Genomic DNA, 16962 nt, shown 5'->3' on the forward strand with positions numbered 1-16962 from the left:
CTCATATTATTTCTATTTTTAGTCTGTCGGCAACGGTTTCATTGTCAGTGGCATAAATACTGTCCATAAGCATTATTCTGAACGAGCCTGTGCCTTTAGCAAATTGCGAAAGCTCACCGCATATGCCGAAAAATCCGCATCCAAGCACTGCCGAGTCAAACGCATCTGCGCACGACAAAAAAGCCGCAGTAACAGCCCCAAGCATACATCCTGTTCCTGTAAGCTGGCTCATCATCTCACAACCGTTTGATATAAGTGCAGATTTTTTACCGTCTGTTACTATATCTGTCTTGCCGCTTGACAACACAACACAGCTGCTTTTAATCGCCAAGGCTTTTGCAGCCTCAAGAACGCTGTTTACGTCTTTTTCATTTGAGTCTATGCCCTTTGCTGCAAATTTCTCTCCTGCAAGCGCTTTAATTTCAGCCGCATTTCCCTTTATTATTTCCGGCTTGTATTGGTTTATAAAACCCTTACAGAAGTCTTTTCTAAGCCTACTGCAAGTCACGCCGACAGCGTCTATTATAATAGGAACATTGTTTTTGTTTGCCGAGCGTGCCGCCGCCGTTATTCCCTCAAGGCGTACATCTGTTATGTTTCCAAGGTTTACGCACAAAGCGGCTGCACCAGCCGTTATATCAGCCGTTTCAAGCGGATGCTCAGCCATAATAGGCTTTGCCCCAAGTGCTAAAACGGCATTTGCACAATCGTTAATTGATATAGGGTTAGTAATGCAGTGAATAAGCGGTGCGTTTTCTTTGACTTTGTATCTTATTTTTAAAAGCTCTGAAATATATTTCTCCACAATATCAACCCCTTTTATTGCCTGAAGCAAAGTGAAATCTGCTTTACGTCAGGTGAATTATTTGGCTTTGCAAATATGAATTTTCCCCTTTGGGTAAGTTAATGGTGGCCCTTAGCAAGCTTTTTGCGATTAACAATCAGATATGCTGCGGCCGATATTACGAACAAAGCAAGGGCAATATATGGAATATATGTCACAAAGCCATCGTGAATATCCAAAAGTGTGTTGAAAAGCACTGTCAACGCAAGCCAAACAATAATGCCGATAAACGCAATTCCAAAGCTGTCGCTGATTACGTTTTCCTTGCAGTCATATGCCTTACATCCAAGCATTCTCTGATATTTTGTGAGCAATCCTGTTTTTGCAAGCTTCTTAAGGAACAAGAAAGCAACACTTCCGCCGATAAGCGTTCCGCTGATGAAAGACGGAACATAGAAAACCCAAGTTAAATCTGTTTTGCCCCACCAAAGAGTCATAACCGGATATGACGCAATAGCGCCGATAATTCCTGTTCCTATAATCTCGCCGATTACAGCAAAAATCAATCTGCCCTTTGACGCACGGTAAAAAAGCCCCGACAAAACCGCACCGAACACAGCGCCTGTCAGCGCAAGCGGAGGAATACCCATTATGCTCATTCTTATAATACCGATAAGCGTTGCACACAAAAGGCTGTACCACGGACCCAAAAATACCGACACAACGATATTTATAAAATGAGCCATCGGACACATTCCCTCAACACGGAGAATCGGCGAGATGATTACGCCGAGCGCAACCATCATTGCGAGCACTACCATTTTCAGCAGCACCGTACTGTTTTTGCTTTTTGCATTTCCTGACATTTTTATCTACCTCTTTCCAAATAGTATTTGCGAAATTCGTTTGAAAAGGGCATAAAAAATGCCAAATAGCCCAAAACGAATTTTCGCCTTGTCGGTCGGCGCTCAAAAGCTCCCTCTCACCCCGAAACACGGGTTCCCATCGCTATTCGGCAAAGTCACCGAAAATATCCATCCGGCAAGGCACAAGACGCTCCTCTCTGCCCCTATAATCCGGATAAGCAAAAACAAAAATCGGAATACGCCCCAATAAGAATGCATTCCGATAATAAATCAATCTGCAAACTCCCTGCGGCGGCATTACCCGAATCAGGTTCGCTAAAAAGCTAAGGGTCGAAGCCAAACTTCCTCTCAGCGGTTTACCGCTCCCCTGTTTGTTTTAATTACATTATATATCTTTTTTTAATTTTGTCAATGGAAAACATATCTTGTCCTATCAGCCGTATAAATTTACATTTTCTATTGTAATTCCTTGTGCTTTCAGTTATAATATACGGGTATGATTATGATTTTTCACTTTTGAAAGGATAAAGAATATGAAAAGATTAAAAAAGGCTGTTGCTCTTATTTTAGCTGTATTTATAATTGCTTCGTTTGCAGGCTGTGCGTCTGCCCCACAAAGTCAAAGCGAAACTGTAAAGATTTCTGAATTTACCGAAAAAGGCATAAAGACGCTTTGCACAAATCTTAACAAGGAAAAGCTTGTACCTAATGAAGCAACCGATATGCAAAATGAGGTTATCGGAGCTATTGCAGGCTACCGCTTTACCGTTACGCTTGACGGCGGCAACGCTCTTGTTGAGTTTTATGAGTTTGATAAAAACAAGCTTAACGATTCGGCAAAAAAGGTTATTTCAGAGGTAAAAGAGGACGGAACATTTAATATGCTTGATATAGACGAAGTTAAGGCGGAGCTGTCCGACAATGAAAAATATCTTATGATTTACAACGATGCAAAGAGCGAGGGTGACAATGCTGATGCTGCACACAAGGAACGCCGAGATAAGATTACAAAAATCTTTGACAAGGCTGAATAAGCCGCAAAATTTTTCAAAAAATATTAAAAAGCACTTGACAAAATTACATTGATATAATATAATAATGCTTGTTCGCACTGCGAAAAAGCAAAATATGGCGGAATAGCTCAGCTGGCTAGAGCATTCGGTTCATACCCGAAGTGTCGTAGGTTCAAGTCCTATTTCCGCTACCATATGGCCCGGTGGTCAAGCGGTTAAGACACCGCCCTTTCACGGCGGTAACACGAGTTCGATTCTCGTCCGGGTCACCAAAAACCGATGCTTAGGCATCGGTTTTTTTAATGAATAACGCACAGATTTATTTCTTTTTTTATTACACTGTACAGGCTAACCTATGTGTTCGCCTGTTTTTATTTTTATAAATTATTTTTTGTTTGGGACATTTTGACCCTTTAAAAGATATTACTTATGAAAGGTCTTTCACAACCCTCGAAAAGGACGGTGAGTATATGACGGACGAGGAATTTACAAGCATCTCACTTAGATATTCCGACAGCATTTTCAGAATTGCTTTTAATTACTGTAAAAACAGAGCAGACTCAGATGATATTGTTCAGAATGTGTTGATAAAATTTTATAAATGCAGCAAGAAATTTGACAGCGAAGAACACATTCGCAACTGGCTTATCAGGGTTGCTATAAATGAAAGCAAAAAGCTTTTGATTTCACCCTTTAAAAAGCGTACTGTGCCGATTGATGAAATTAGCGACAAGCCGGCTTTTGACAATCAAGAGAAAAGCGATTTATTCGATGCGGTGATGAAGCTTCCTAAAAAGTACAGAATAGTTGTATATATGTACTACTATGAGGATTATGACGTGTCGGAAATTTCAAAAATGTTGGGTGTTAATTCCTCGACAATACGCACACAACTTTCACGAGCGAGAAGCAGCCTTAAGGAACAATTACAGGAGGTTTGGGCAGATGAGCAATAAAGAGTTATTCAGACAAACTTTCTCGGAGCTTCATGCCTCCGAGGATAAGGTAATGGAGGTTATAAATATGAAATGTAATAGAAAAACTAAACATTTTCATTCTAAAAGGCTAATTGCTGTCGCCGCTTGTGTTGGCACAATACTGATTGCCGGCGTTGTTGCCAACGCTGCAACTGACGGCGCAATTGTTGACAGCTTTATCACAGTAATCACTCAAAACGGCGAGGAAAAAGAGATACCGGCAGAAGTCAGCTATGACAATGATGGAAGAAAAACCCAGACTATTGAATATGGCAATAAAGTAGTCACAGTTGAAGAGCTTGAATCAGGAGGTAGTGGCTATACTTTCACGCAAAAAGATCCGGATAAAACGCATGATAGTATAACAATAGTGCACAGATTCGAGAACGGAGGAGCGATGTATATTTCCGGAAGTTAATCTGCATTATATTTAACAGTTAATGAAAGAACGAGGTTGGTTACCGGACCTTGTTCTTTTTCATGTATTGCATAAATTCTGTTATTATAATATACTGTATAGACGGAGGGTAAACTTATGAGCTTTTACATTCAATACGGCGATATAATAATAAAAGAATACAACCGAACAGATTTGGATTCTGTTCACAGTATGCTGAGCCAGCCGAACGTTTATTACACCACCTGCGCTATTCCGTATAATTGCAGCAGAGCTTTTGCATCAATGTGGATTGATTGTATACGCCGCTCAGCAAAGAGAAAAACAGACTTTGAATACGGTATTTTCAGTGCAAGAAACGGAGAGTACATAGGTAACATAGGACTTATAGGAATAGATTACATAAACAAATGTGCAGACATAACCTATATCATTCACCCACGCTTTCAAAACCGTGGCTATGCCTGCCTTGCTTCAAAACTGATAATAGCCTACGGCTTTGAATTTTTGAATCTGCAAAGAATTCAGGGCAAATGTATGGATTTCAACATTGCATCAAAAACCGTAATGCTAAAATGCGGCTTTACTTACGAGGGTCTGGGCAGACAAGAAATGCTCAAGGATAACAAATTTGTAAATCTTGAGCATTATTCGTTATTAAAAAGCGAATATGAGGCGTTAAAAAATAAAATTTTTATTCCTTTGAAGCAAAATTCAAATTTCAGCTGATTTTTCCTTAAAATCAATAAAAACATAGTAAAATAACGAGTTATCAACATCAAAATGTTGATAATGTTATTAATTTTTGCAACTTATTCGATATATTATTATTTTTGTCCGTATCTATAAAAAATCAATGTTAATAACACAACATTTTGTGGTTTTAAAATGTTTTTTCTTTTACGGAAATGTTGATAAAACTTGTCTTTTTTACGTCAGTTTTCGTGTTTTCCGAACATTTTTTGTTCGATTTTTCTGATTTTGACATAGTTTTTGTGTTTTTAACATTATTGTTAATTTGAAGCTTAAAACGCTGTTAACAACCCATATTATTATCTTTAGAAATTATGTTTTTACTCAAAAAAAGGCTTGCACAATTGTGCAAGCCTTTTTTTATTACAAGCTTTCAAATAAGCTTTTATCTTAAATTGAGAATGAATAGTTCGGAGCTTCCTTTGTAATCTGAATATCATGCGGATGGCTTTCCTTAAGGCCTGCGCCTGTAATTTTAACAAACTTAGCCTTTTCGTGAAGCTCCTGAATGTTTGCACAGCCTGTATAACCCATGCCTGCTCGCAGACCACCAATCATCTGATAAATTGTTTCGCTGAGCATTCCCTTATAAGGAACACGGCCTTCAACGCCTTCCGGAACAAACTTCTTAAATCCGCTCTGGAAATATCTGTCCTGACTGCCCTTACCCATAGCGCCAAGGCTGCCCATTCCACGGTAAACCTTGAACTGTCTGCCCTGATAAATCTCGGTTTCACCCGGTGACTCCTCACAGCCTGCAACAAGCGAACCTATCATGGCAACGCTGCCGCCTGCGGCAAGAGCTTTAACAATGTCGCCCGAATATTTGATACCACCGTCTGCAATAATTGGGATACCGTATTCTGCTGCAGCACAGGCTGAATCATAAATTGCGGTAATCTGCGGCACGCCGATACCTGCAACAACACGTGTTGTACATATTGAACCCGGTCCAATACCAACCTTAACGCAGTCAGCGCCTGCCTCTATAAGTGCTCTTGTAGCCTCAGCAGTTGCAACATTACCTGCAACAAGCTGAACGTTCGGATATGCCTTCTTAACCTTCTTAACAGTGTTTATTATATTGATATTATGTCCGTGTGCAGAGTCAAGCACAAGCAGGTCAACCTGTGATTCAACAAGAGCTGCTACTCTGTCGAGCACGTCTGCTGTTGCACCTATTGCTGCTGCACAGAGAAGTCTGCCTGATTCATCTCTTGCTGAATTAGGATACTGATTAGATTTCTCTATATCCTTAATTGTTATAAGTCCCTTTAAATTACCGTTTTCATCAACAAGCGGGAGCTTTTCTATTTTGTGCTGACGGAGGATTTCCTGTGCATCTGTAAGCTTTGTGCCTACCGGAGCTGTAATGAGCTGTTCCTTTGTCATTACATTTGAAATAGGCTGAGAGTAATCGTATTCCGTCATAAATCTCAGGTCACGGTTTGTCAAAATTCCTACAAGCTTGCCGTCACGACAGATTGGAACACCGCTGATTTTATACTTAGCCATAAGCTCGTTTGCTTCGCTTACGGTATTTTCAGGAGCTAAGAAAAACGGGTTTACTATAACGCCGTTTTCAGAACGCTTAACTCTGTCAACCTGATCAGCCTGACGCTCGATTGACATATTCTTGTGGATAACGCCAATACCACCCTCTCTTGCCATTGCAATAGCCATGTTTGTTTCTGTAACAGTATCCATAGCGGCTGTCATAAGTGGGGTATTGAGCCTAATTTTCTTTGTTATGTGTGTGCTTACATCAACATTTTTCGGTTCTACGTTTGACTCACCCGGAATCAGAAGAACGTCGTCAAAGGTCAATCCTTCTTTGATAAACTTTTCGCTGAAATTTGTGTTTAGCATACTCTCATTCCTCCTGTTAATTCACTTGTTGATATATGAATATTTAAATTCGATTTTATCAGTAATTTGACCGTTTGTCAACTTATTTTTTTGGAGTGATAACCTCTGCCCCACCCATATAAGGACGAAGTGCCTCGGGAATTCTGATAGAGCCGTCCTCATTGAGGTTATTTTCTAAGAATGCAATTAACATTCTCGGTGGTGCAACCACCGTATTGTTGAGAGTGTGTGCAAAATACTTGCCGTTTTCACCGTTTACTCTTATCTTAAGTCTGCGAGCCTGAGCGTCGCCAAGGTTTGAACAACTGCCTACTTCAAAATATTTTTTCTGTCTTGGCGACCAAGCCTCAACGTCAATTGACTTAACCTTTAAGTCTGCCAAGTCACCGCTACAACATTCAAGTGTTCTTACAGGAACATCAAGAGAACGGAACAACTCAACAGTGTAGCTCCAAAGCTTGTCAAACCAAGCCATACTGTCCTCCGGCTTGCATACAACTATCATTTCTTGCTTTTCAAATTGGTGTATTCTGTAAACTCCACGTTCCTCAATGCCGTGAGCGCCTTTTTCCTTTCTAAAGCACGGAGAGTAGCTTGTGAGAGTATAAGGCAAATCCTCTTCTTTATTTATCGTGTCAATGAACTTACCAATCATTGAATGCTCGCTTGTGCCGATAAGATAAAGGTCCTCTCCCTCAATCTTATACATCATAGCATCCATCTCGTCAAAGCTCATAACGCCTGTTACAACATTGCTTCTAATCATAAACGGCGGAACACAGTATGTGAAGCCCTTGTTAATCATAAAATCTCTTGCGTAGGAAATTACAGCTGAGTGAATTCTTGCAACATCGCCCATTAAATAATAAAAGCCGTTTCCTGCAACCTTTCTTGCGCTGTCAAGGTCAATGCCGTTGAGCTTTTCCATAATATCTGTGTGATACGGAACCTCAAAGTCCGGCACAAACGGCTCGCCATAGCGTGTTATTTCAACATTTTCACTGTCGTCCTTACCTATTGGTACAGACGGGTCAATGATATTAGGAATAACCATCATTCTCTTGGTTATCTCCTCAGAAAGTTTCTTTTCCTGCTCTTCAAGTTGAGCAAGACGCTCGCCCTGCTCCTTAACAAGCTGCTTTGTCTGCTGAGCCTCTTCCTTTTTACCCTGAGCCATCAATGCGCCTATCTGCTTTGAAATTTTGTTACGGTTTGCCCTTAAGGAGTCAGCCTCCTGCTTTGTCTTTCTTGACTGAATATCAAGCTCGATTACCTCATCAACAAGCACAAGCTTTCTTTCCTGAAACTTTTTTTTGATGTTTTCCTTAACAATCTCAGAATTTTCTCTTAAAAATTTGATGTCTAACATTTTTCTTCCTCACTTTTCCTCTTGTCCCAATAGTTTTGCTATATATGTCAGGTCGTCCTTGCCGTAGAATTCTATTTCAAGTACTCCCTTTTTTTCTGTGCCGTTTACCTTTATCTTCCTGCCAAGATGTTCCTTAAGCGCAAGCTCAACCTCACCGTAATATGACAGTTTTTTCTCATATATTTTCTTTACGTCTGCGTTTTCAAGAGCCTTGTTGCTTTTTTTTGCAAGCCGTTCAAGCTCTCTTACAGAAATATCTTCGGTTGACGCAAGCCTGGCAGCCTTTTCCATCTCATCAGGATTTTTAAAGGCTAAAAGCGTTCTGCCGTGTCCTGCGCTGAGCTTGCCGTCGGAGATGAGCTGCAATATATCATCGGGCAGAGCCAAAAGCCTTAGGGCGTTTGCAATAGCCGGACGTGATTTTCCGACAACCCTTGAAACCTCCTCCTGCTTAAGTCCGTAGGAGTCCATAAGCTGTTTGTAGCCTTTTGCCTCTTCAACCGGCGTTAAATCCTCTCTTTGAAGATTTTCTATAAGCGCAAGCTGCATTGTTTCGCTGTCAGACAAATCCCTTATAACAACGGGAACCTCTGTTAGTCCTGCCATCCTCGCTGCTCTGTATCTGCGCTCGCCGGCTACAATCTGATAGCCGCCGTCTAAGAACGGACGAACCAAAAGCGGCTGAAGAATTCCGTGCTGAGATATTGAATCTGCAAGCTCGACAAGACTTTTTTCGTCAAATTCCCGGCGTGGTTGCTCTCTGTTCGGCTGAAGTTCAGAAATTTTAAGTGTAACTGTTGAACGGCTGTCCTCACTTTCGTTCTCCATAAATATTGCACTTAACCCTTTTCCTAAACCGCCTTTTTTTACTGCCATATATCCCCCTCCTTAATTTTTATTTATTATTTCCTCTGCAAGCGCCATATAAGCCTGGCTGCCCTTACAGCTTTTGTCGTAGTACATAACAGGCTGACCAAAGCTTGGAGCCTCAGAGAGCCTTACTCCTCTTGCAACAACTGTTGAAAATACCTTTCTTGGAAAGTAAGTTTTAACCTCTTCAACAACCTGCTGAGTTAAATTAAGCCTTCCGTCATACATTGTCAGCAACACACCCTCCATTTCAAGGCGTTCATTATACTGACGCTTTACTCTCCTAACTGTGTTCATAAGCTGTGAAAGTCCCTCAAGCGCATAATACTCACACTGAATAGGAACAAGAAGCCTGTCTGCAAGACATAGTGCGTTTGTTGTAATAAGACCAAGTGACGGAGGACAGTCAATTATTATGTAATCATAATTGCTTCTTATAGGGTTCACCGCATTCTTAAGAATTGCCTCACGGTGCTTTTTGTCTATAATTTCAATCTCGCTTGCCGCCAAATCAAGGCTTGACGGGAGCAAATCAAGACATTTGAAATCTGTGTGAATAACAACCTCGTCTGCCTTTATTCCATCAACAAGAATATTGTAGGTTGATTTTTCAACCGTTCTCCTGTCAATTCCAACGCCGCTTGTTGCGTTGCCCTGAGGGTCAACATCAATTAATAATGTCTTTTTTCCGTTTATACCAAGTGCTGCCGACAAATTAACGGCAGTGGTTGTTTTTCCTACGCCGCCCTTTTGATTGGCAACAGCTATTATCTTTGCCACGGAGCTTTCCTCCTTTTTTGCCTGAAACTATACCGCTGTAATTTGCGGCTCTTTAACAAGTATTATAGCACTTTTACGGTAGTTTTTAAAGGCTTTTTTATAATAATAGCATTATTTTTCACATTTTATTGTTTCACGTGAAACAACGCAAAAAGTCTCGGTTAAATAACCGAGACTTTTCGCATAAGGGGTTCAGATAAGGAAATGGGTATGAATAAATTAGTCGTACTCTTGTTAATCAGGCAGATACTCTGCCATTTAGCGGTAATGCGGACGCTTTAACTATTTTTACAGTATATTCTATGTAATCGTCATTTTCTTTTTTTGATAGTGCCGCATTAACTCCACTTTGCTTCATTGTCTGAAGTGCTTTATTTATGGTATTCATAAAGATGCGAACATCCTTAATAACAATTTTAGGTCTGGTGTGAGGTTCATCATGTGATGCCAGAACATTTTCAATCATTTGTTCAGTTTGTGCAACCGTCATACTGTATTTTGCCGCCCTGTTAATGCATTCTACTCTTTGCTTACCCTCAAGCTTTAAAAACAGTCTTGCGTGACGTTCTGTAAGTCCGAGTGAGAGTATTAAGCTCTGCTCATCTTCCTCTAAGCGCAATAATCTGAGCTTGTTTGCTATTGTACTTTGCTTTTTTCCAAGATGACGTGCAACCTGTTCCTGAGTCATTCTACAATCAAGAAGCAGCCTTCGTATTGCTTTAGCTTGTTCAAACATATTCAAATCACAGCGCTCTAAGTTCTCTATTAAAGAAAGAACAGCACTTTCTCGCTGAGTGCAGCTGATAACAACTGCCGGAATTCTTGTCAGTCCTGCCATAACGCAGGCACGCAACCTCCGTTCGCCTACTATTAGCTCATAACTGTCTTGTGTGGCTCTGCGAACTACTATTGGCTGTATAAGCCCGTTTTGCTCTATACTCTCAGCAAGCTTCATAAGTTCTTCTCGATTAAAATCTGAACGTGGCTGAAAGCGATTCTGATTAATTTGTGATATTGACAGATTTGTTAGTTTGTTTTCATTCTTTGATTGAAAAATCAACTGCTGCACCTCCATAAGTTTTTTTGCTTGTCCTTACAGCTAATATAATATCATCAGTTATGCCAATAATCTGTCATATTATAGAAGTGAATTAAAAAATTAATTTAGATTATTTTGCCGCTTTTTGGGGCACTCAAGGATATTGAAGAATAATTATTGATTTTTTGTGAAAAAATAGCCGCAGTTTTTACTGCGACTAAAATAATTATTCTGTCTTAATTTAAAGTGGCTGCTTGGCAATCTTTGAGCCGTGCCGTGGGTATGCTTTTGGAGTGTAATTTTTCTTTTGTATTACTATTATACTTCTCTCACTGTCATCAGGCAAAACTATATCAACCGTCTTATCTAGAACAGCACCCAAAACTTTAACAGCGTTTTGGCTTAAATTTAATTCCTCCTTTGCCTTTAAACCCTTCATTGCTACAAATATACCGTTCTTTTTGACAAACGGTAAGCAATACTCGCACAATACAGGCAGAGCAGCAACTGCTCTTGAAACTGATATATCAAATTTTTCACGGTATTCTTCCTTTTTTGCGGCATCTTCGGCACGCATATGGACAAGCTTAGCATCTATATCAAGGCTTGAACAAACCTCGTTTAAGAAGATAAGCCTTTTATTTAAGCTGTCAAGAAGAGTAAAATGCAGGTCAGGTCTTAATATAGCCATTGGTATTGACGGAAAGCCTGCGCCTGTACCGACGTCAATTACTCTTGAATTCTTTGGTATATTTAGGTACCAAACCGGAGTAAGACTATCATAAAAATGCTTTATGGCTATACCTTTACTGTCCGTTATTGCAGTAAGGTTCATCTTCTTGTTCCATTCAAGCAGCATTGAGGCATAGGCATCAAGCTTTTCAATTTGCTCTTGATTTATATGAAAACCTTTTTTTTCGGCAAAATTCGCAGTAAGCTGTGCAGTAGTCATCATATCAACCCTTATTTTTTAGTTGTGAAAGCCAAATTACCAAAACAGAAATATCAGCAGGACTTACACCACTTATTCTTGACGCTTGCCCTATATTGTGCGGCTTTATCTTGTTTAGCTTTTCCTGTGCTTCAAGTCGCAGTCCTGAAATTGTACTGTAATCTGTATTTTTAGGGAGCGATTTGCTTTCAAGGCGTCGCATCTGCTCAATCTGAGCCTCCTGCCTCTTTATATATCCTTCGTACTTAACCTCTATTTCAACTTGCTCAAATATATTTGGGTCTAAGTTTGGTCTTGTAATATCTATGCTTTTTAGGCTTTCATAATCAAGCTGTGGTCTTTTTATAAGATCTATAAGGCGAATTCCGGTTGTAACCTCAGATGTTTCACGTGAAACAAGTATCTTATTAAGCTCCTCACTTGGCGCAATTACAGTCTTTTTAAGACGCTTATACTCTGCTTTCTTCTGTTGTTGTTTTACATTAAAGCTTTCCCATCGGCTGTCGCTGATTAAGCCTATCTTTCTGCCTAATGGAGTAAGCCTTGTATCAGCGTTGTCCTGTCTTAGTATAAGTCTGTATTCACTCCTTGACGTCATCATTCTGTACGGGTCGGCAACTCCTTTTGTTACCAAATCATCAATCAGAGTTCCAATATATGAGCTTGCTCTGTCGAGAACAAAAGGTTCTTTTCCTTTAACCCTTAAAGCAGCGTTAATTCCTGCTATTAGTCCCTGTGCAGCAGCCTCCTCATAACCTGAGCTGCCGTTAAACTGTCCTGCTCCGTAAAGTCCGGGATAATCTGTAAATTCAAGTGTAGCGTCAAGCTGAAGCGGGTCTATACAGTCATATTCAATTGCATAGGCACTTCTCATTATAAGAGCATTTTCCAAACCTTTAATAGTATGATAGAATTCAAGTTGAACCTCCTCAGGTAAAGATGAGGACATTCCCTGAATATACATTTCCTCTGTATCAATGCCGCAAGGCTCTATAAAAAGCTGATGACGAGGCTTATCGGCAAAACGCATTATCTTATCTTCAATGCTTGGACAGTAACGGGGACCTATACCCTCAATTTTTCCTGCATACAGTGGTGAACGGTGGATATTCTTTAGAATAACATCCTTTGTCTGCTCGTTAGTATAGCTGATATGGCAGACAACTTTATTCTCTCCGAGTGACTTGGTATCGTATGAGAAAGGCACAGGCGGCTCGTCGCCAGGCTGAACATCAAGCTCTGAAAAGTCAATTGAGCTTTTTAAAACTCTTGCAGGGGTACCTGTTTTAAAACGCCTTGTTTCAATGCCAAGCTCTCTTATTGACTCTCCCAAGAATGAAGCGGGGAAAATACCGTCGGGTCCGCTTTCATAAGATACCTCGCCAACATATATCTTGCCGCCGAGGAATGTGCCTGTTGCAATTATAACGGTTTTACAGGTAAAAACTGCGTTCATTCTTGTTTCAACAAGCCAATCTCCGCTTTCTGACTGATTTATTGAAATAATTTCAGCCTGTCTTAAATCAAGATTTTCCTGCATTTCAAGCTTATGTTTCATTGTTGACGCATATTTTCGTCTGTCAATCTGCGCTCTTAATGAATGAACGGCGGGTCCTTTCCCTCTGTTTAACATTCTCATCTGTAAAAAGCACTCATCAGCAGTTTTTCCCATCTCACCGCCAAGAGCGTCAATTTCTCTTACTAAATGCCCCTTAGCAGTTCCTCCTATTGACGGATTACATGGACAGTTACCGACTGCGTCCATATTTATTGTAAAAACGGCAGTTTTACAGCCAAGCCGAGCAGATGCAAGACCAGCCTCAATTCCTGCGTGACCTGCACCAATTACTGCAACATCATATTTTCCGGCATTATATCCCATAACTATTCCTCACAATCATTTACCAACACAGAAATTTTCAAAAACAGCGTCAACAACGCTCTCAGCCGCTTTCTTGCCTGTTATTTCAAGCAGGCTGTCTATTGCATCATTAAGCGCAACAGATACTGCATCAAGTCCAAAGCCTGTATTTAATGCGTCTATACATTCCTGCAATGCAGAAACACTGTCCTTAACCTTAAAAAGCTGTCTTTCGTTCGCTAAAATAGGGTCAGACGGGTTAAAATTTTCTGTGCCGCATAACTTTTCCACATTTTCAGTCAATAATGTTAATCCTATGCCCTCTTTTGCAGAAATTTCTACTATATTCGGCACATATTTCTTAATTTTATCAACGTCAAGGCTGTTTCCAAGGTCACTTTTATTAATAACAGCTATTGCAGGCAAATATTTTATTTTTTCAAGTAATTTAATATCATCAGTTTCAAGCGGAATTGAGCCGTCAAACACAGCTATGACAAGACCACATCTCTCAAGCCTCTCTCTTGTTTTCTCAACGCCGATTTTCTCAACGGCATTGTCGGTTTCTCTTAGTCCGGCAGTATCGGAAAGTCTTAATATAACATTGCCGAGCGTAACTGTTTCCTCAATTATATCTCTTGTTGTTCCGGGAATATCGGTAACAATAGACCTTTCACAGCCCGAAAGCAAATTCATAAGCGTGCTTTTACCAACATTCGGCTTGCCTACAATCACAGTATTTATTCCCTGAGTTACCGCCTTACCGGAATCATAACTCTTAATTAATCCGTTAAGCTCTGTCAAAGCATTGTTAAAACTTTCTATAAGTACACTTTCCTCAACCTCGGGAACGTCCTCTTCCGGAAAGTCAACCCAAGCTGAGATATGCGCTGCTGTGTCAATAAGAGAAGAGGCTATTTTATCAAGCTTTGCCCGTAAGTTGCCTTCTTTACAACACAGCGCTGCTCTTGCGGCAGCTTGTCCCTTTGCTGAAATTATGCCCATAACAGCTTCGGACTCTGTAAGGTCTATTTTTCCATTTAAAAAAGCTCTCTTTGTAAACTCTCCCGGTTCTGCCGGAACAGCTCCGCTGTTTAGTACGGCACGAAGAACTATTTTTGTTATATAAATTCCACCGTGACACGAAAGCTCAACTACATTTTCACCGGTGTAGCTGTGTGGCGCACGAAAAACAAGCGCAACTGCCTCATCAAGCTTTTCATCATCGTCATAAATATATCCGAAGCCTGCTTTATAACCATCATATTCAGAAAGCGGCTTCTTATTTATTCCCTTAAAGACTCTGTCGGCAATTGATATTGCGTCATCGCCGCTGATTCTTATTACGCCTATTCCTCCCGCACCCTGTGCTGTTGAGATTGCGGCAATAGTTTTGTTTAACATTTTTGACCTCTCTGCGGAACGTTAAAAACCGTTCCTTACAATATAAAAGTATCTATACATAAACAAAGCAGGGCTTGCACTCGGCAACCCCTGCAAAAATTCAAATTATTCTTCCTCTGCGCCGGTCTTTTTAGGAACAGATATTCTTCCGTAGAGTGAGAATCCACCGCCCTCATTTATTGGATCTCTCTTTACAACGCTTTCTTCATTAGTGGCAGGTGTTGAGCTGTTGCCCTTATTATAACCGCCTTTTTTGTTATATCCTCTCTTATCGTAGCCACCCTTTTTATTGTAGCCTTTTTTATTGTAGTTGTTATTATACTGTTTTTTAGGAGGATTTTTCGGGTCCGGTCCTATTACAACGTGACGGTTAATGCTTTCACCCTCACTCCATGAGATTGCTCCATTAACATTTTGCACAGCTGTGTGGATAATTCTTCTCTCATACGGATTCATCGGTTCAAGAGAAACATTTCTGCCGGATTTTATAGCCTTGAATGCAAGCTTTCTGCCGAGAACCTGAAGTGTTTTTTCTCTTTTTTCTCTGTAATTTCCTGTGTTAATTGTAATTCTAAAGTAACAGTTATCAACGTGATTTGCAACAAGTCCTGCAAGATACTGAATAGCGTCCAAGGTTTCCCCTCTTCTGCCGATTACTGCACCAACCTCTTCGCCCTCAAGATTAATTTCAGCACCGTTTTCAACTTCATTTACTGTAACGGTGATTGAGTCAAAGCCCATCTCACGTAAAATATTTTCAACATACTCAACTGCCTTATCTGTAGGAGAAACCTTAACAAAAGCTCTTACTTTTGCAGGACTTCCTCCAAAAAGACCAAATTTCTTTTTAACCGGCCTTTCAATAATTTCAAAATCTGCCTCGTGAGTTTCAACACCAAGCTGTTCACAGGCGTTTATCAGAGCCTCTTCCTCTGTTTCTCCAACGCCAATTGCCTCTCTTATCACGAGCTACACCTCCGTTTTTAGTAACTTATATTATTTTTTCTTTCCGCTTTTCTTTTTTGCGGAGTTTTTACCATTATTTGTATTGTTATTTAATTCCGAATTATTTCTTATTCTCGGATTATATTCATATTTAACCTTTGCTTCGTTAACATCAAGCAAAGCAACTCTCTGTGCCTCTGCCTTTGCCGTCATTATGTTTACATTGTAAAACTTTTGAAGAATCAACGACTGAACAAGACCTAAAAGTGTTGATATTATCCAATAGAAACCAACTGCCGCAGGAACGGTGTATGAGATATATACGCTGATAAGCGGCATAAATAGAAACATAACCATCATACAGCCGGGCTGCTTCGTACCCGTATTCTTGCTTTGAATTCTCATTGTAATAAGCTGAGCCGCAAGCGATGAAATAAGACAGAATACAGGGATTAATATAAGAGGATTGGTAAACGGGTTAAATCCTCCTATGTTTGGTCTGCCGAGCAAATCAAGTCCAAAAAGATTACAGCTTGCGCCAAATTCCTTAATCTGCGAAATTTGGTCAGCACTAAAGAACCCGTTAAGATAAGTAACGCCTTCGTTTGACTGAGCAAGCTTTAAAATATCAATTTGTCCATAAAAATTATTAAAGCTGTTTCCTATACCTGGCAGGGTGTTTAAGTAGGAAACGCAATTATTTACACTTTCAGCTGCAAAATGAAGGGTATTTGTAAGGGGATTGATAACAGAATAATAAATACCAAAAAGCAAAATCATAGGAAGAGCCATTGTTGTAAGACAACCGCTTGTCGGGCTAACACCTTCCCTTTGCTGAAGCTTCTGCAACTCTTCATTAAGCTTTACCCTGTCATTTCCGTATTTTTCCTGAAGTTCACGCTGTTTTGCAGCCATTCTGGCGTTTTTTGCCATATTTTTCTGCTGTTTTATTGATGTTGGAAATAAAACAGCTTTGATTATAATTGTAAACAATACAATCGCCCAAGCGTAGTTTTTTACAATCATAAAGCAAAAATATAGTACATAACCAAGCAGGCTTCCTATAAAATTAAATATATCCAT

At 40.1% G+C, this 16962-nt stretch carries 15 protein-coding genes, 2 tRNA genes, 1 pseudogene and 1 riboswitch; of the genes and pseudogenes, 6 read left to right on the plus strand and 12 right to left on the minus strand.

What is annotated here, in order from left to right:
- Position 1 precedes the first annotated feature (1 nt).
- Complete coding sequence (gene thiM, locus GMA13_RS02780) at positions 2-805, minus strand: hydroxyethylthiazole kinase (RefSeq protein WP_255882808.1); 804 nt, start codon at positions 803-805, stop codon at positions 2-4.
- Between the two features lie 308 nt (positions 806-1113).
- Positions 1114-1650 (minus strand): annotated as a pseudogene (thiW, locus tag GMA13_RS02785) (energy coupling factor transporter S component ThiW); the annotation flags it as partial.
- Between the two features lie 266 nt (positions 1651-1916).
- Positions 1917-2029, minus strand: a riboswitch (TPP riboswitch).
- Positions 2030-2183: 154 nt separating this feature from the next.
- Between thiW and GMA13_RS02790 the strand changes: the two are divergent.
- The 6 genes from GMA13_RS02790 (at position 2184) to GMA13_RS02815 (ending at position 4766) form a co-directional block, all read left to right on the plus strand.
- Positions 2184-2684: a hypothetical protein gene (locus GMA13_RS02790; RefSeq protein ID WP_255882810.1), complete on the plus strand. Its 501-nt coding sequence runs from the start codon at positions 2184-2186 to the stop codon at positions 2682-2684.
- Positions 2685-2780: 96 nt separating this feature from the next.
- Positions 2781-2857 (plus strand) — tRNA-Met (locus GMA13_RS02795).
- A 3-nt stretch (positions 2858-2860) separates the two neighbouring features.
- Positions 2861-2935 (plus strand) — tRNA-Glu (locus GMA13_RS02800).
- A 198-nt stretch (positions 2936-3133) separates the two neighbouring features.
- On the plus strand, positions 3134-3619 hold the full coding sequence (locus GMA13_RS02805; RefSeq protein WP_255882811.1) for an RNA polymerase sigma factor: 486 nt from the start codon (positions 3134-3136) through the stop codon (positions 3617-3619).
- Positions 3609-4058 (plus strand): hypothetical protein, encoded by a 450-nt coding sequence (locus tag GMA13_RS02810; protein ID WP_255882812.1) that lies wholly within the window; start codon positions 3609-3611, stop codon positions 4056-4058. Before GMA13_RS02805 ends, GMA13_RS02810 begins: the two co-directional genes overlap by 11 nt.
- Positions 4059-4175: 117 nt before the next feature.
- Positions 4176-4766: a GNAT family N-acetyltransferase gene (locus GMA13_RS02815; RefSeq protein WP_255882813.1), complete on the plus strand. Its 591-nt coding sequence runs from the start codon at positions 4176-4178 to the stop codon at positions 4764-4766.
- A gap of 414 nt (positions 4767-5180) precedes the next feature.
- Here the strand turns inward: GMA13_RS02815 and guaB are convergent, their stop codons facing one another.
- The 10 genes from guaB to GMA13_RS02865 form a co-directional block, all read right to left on the minus strand.
- Positions 5181-6659, minus strand: coding sequence for an IMP dehydrogenase (gene guaB / locus GMA13_RS02820; RefSeq protein ID WP_255882814.1), 1479 nt, complete (start codon positions 6657-6659; stop codon positions 5181-5183).
- An 82-nt stretch (positions 6660-6741) separates the two neighbouring features.
- Positions 6742-8028: a serine--tRNA ligase gene (serS, locus tag GMA13_RS02825; RefSeq protein WP_255882815.1), complete on the minus strand. Its 1287-nt coding sequence runs from the start codon at positions 8026-8028 to the stop codon at positions 6742-6744.
- A gap of 9 nt (positions 8029-8037) precedes the next feature.
- Positions 8038-8904, minus strand: coding sequence for a ParB/RepB/Spo0J family partition protein (locus tag GMA13_RS02830; protein ID WP_255882817.1), 867 nt, complete (start codon positions 8902-8904; stop codon positions 8038-8040).
- Positions 8905-8916: 12 nt separating this feature from the next.
- The gene (locus tag GMA13_RS02835) at positions 8917-9678 is read right to left on the minus strand and encodes a ParA family protein (RefSeq protein ID WP_255882819.1); all 762 of its coding nucleotides are present in this window, start codon (positions 9676-9678) and stop codon (positions 8917-8919) included.
- A 238-nt stretch (positions 9679-9916) separates the two neighbouring features.
- Positions 9917-10738: a ParB/RepB/Spo0J family partition protein gene (locus GMA13_RS02840; protein WP_255882820.1), complete on the minus strand. Its 822-nt coding sequence runs from the start codon at positions 10736-10738 to the stop codon at positions 9917-9919.
- Between the two features lie 220 nt (positions 10739-10958).
- On the minus strand, positions 10959-11672 hold the full coding sequence (gene rsmG / locus GMA13_RS02845; protein WP_370687042.1) for a 16S rRNA (guanine(527)-N(7))-methyltransferase RsmG: 714 nt from the start codon (positions 11670-11672) through the stop codon (positions 10959-10961).
- Position 11673: 1 nt separating this feature from the next.
- A complete protein-coding gene (gene mnmG, locus GMA13_RS02850) occupies positions 11674-13551 on the minus strand; it encodes a tRNA uridine-5-carboxymethylaminomethyl(34) synthesis enzyme MnmG (RefSeq protein WP_255882821.1) in 1878 nt (625 codons plus the stop codon).
- A 15-nt stretch (positions 13552-13566) separates the two neighbouring features.
- Positions 13567-14934, minus strand: coding sequence for a tRNA uridine-5-carboxymethylaminomethyl(34) synthesis GTPase MnmE (mnmE, locus tag GMA13_RS02855; RefSeq protein WP_255882822.1), 1368 nt, complete (start codon positions 14932-14934; stop codon positions 13567-13569).
- Positions 14935-15039: 105 nt separating this feature from the next.
- The gene (gene jag / locus GMA13_RS02860; RefSeq protein ID WP_255882824.1) at positions 15040-15900 is read right to left on the minus strand and encodes an RNA-binding cell elongation regulator Jag/EloR; all 861 of its coding nucleotides are present in this window, start codon (positions 15898-15900) and stop codon (positions 15040-15042) included.
- A 30-nt stretch (positions 15901-15930) separates the two neighbouring features.
- Entirely contained in the window at positions 15931-16962 is a 1032-nt protein-coding gene (locus GMA13_RS02865) for a YidC/Oxa1 family membrane protein insertase (protein ID WP_255882826.1), read from the minus strand.

Origin of the sequence: Ruminococcus sp. zg-924 (assembly GCF_024433635.1) — a bacterium.
Classification (GTDB): domain Bacteria; phylum Bacillota; class Clostridia; order Oscillospirales; family Acutalibacteraceae; genus UBA7067.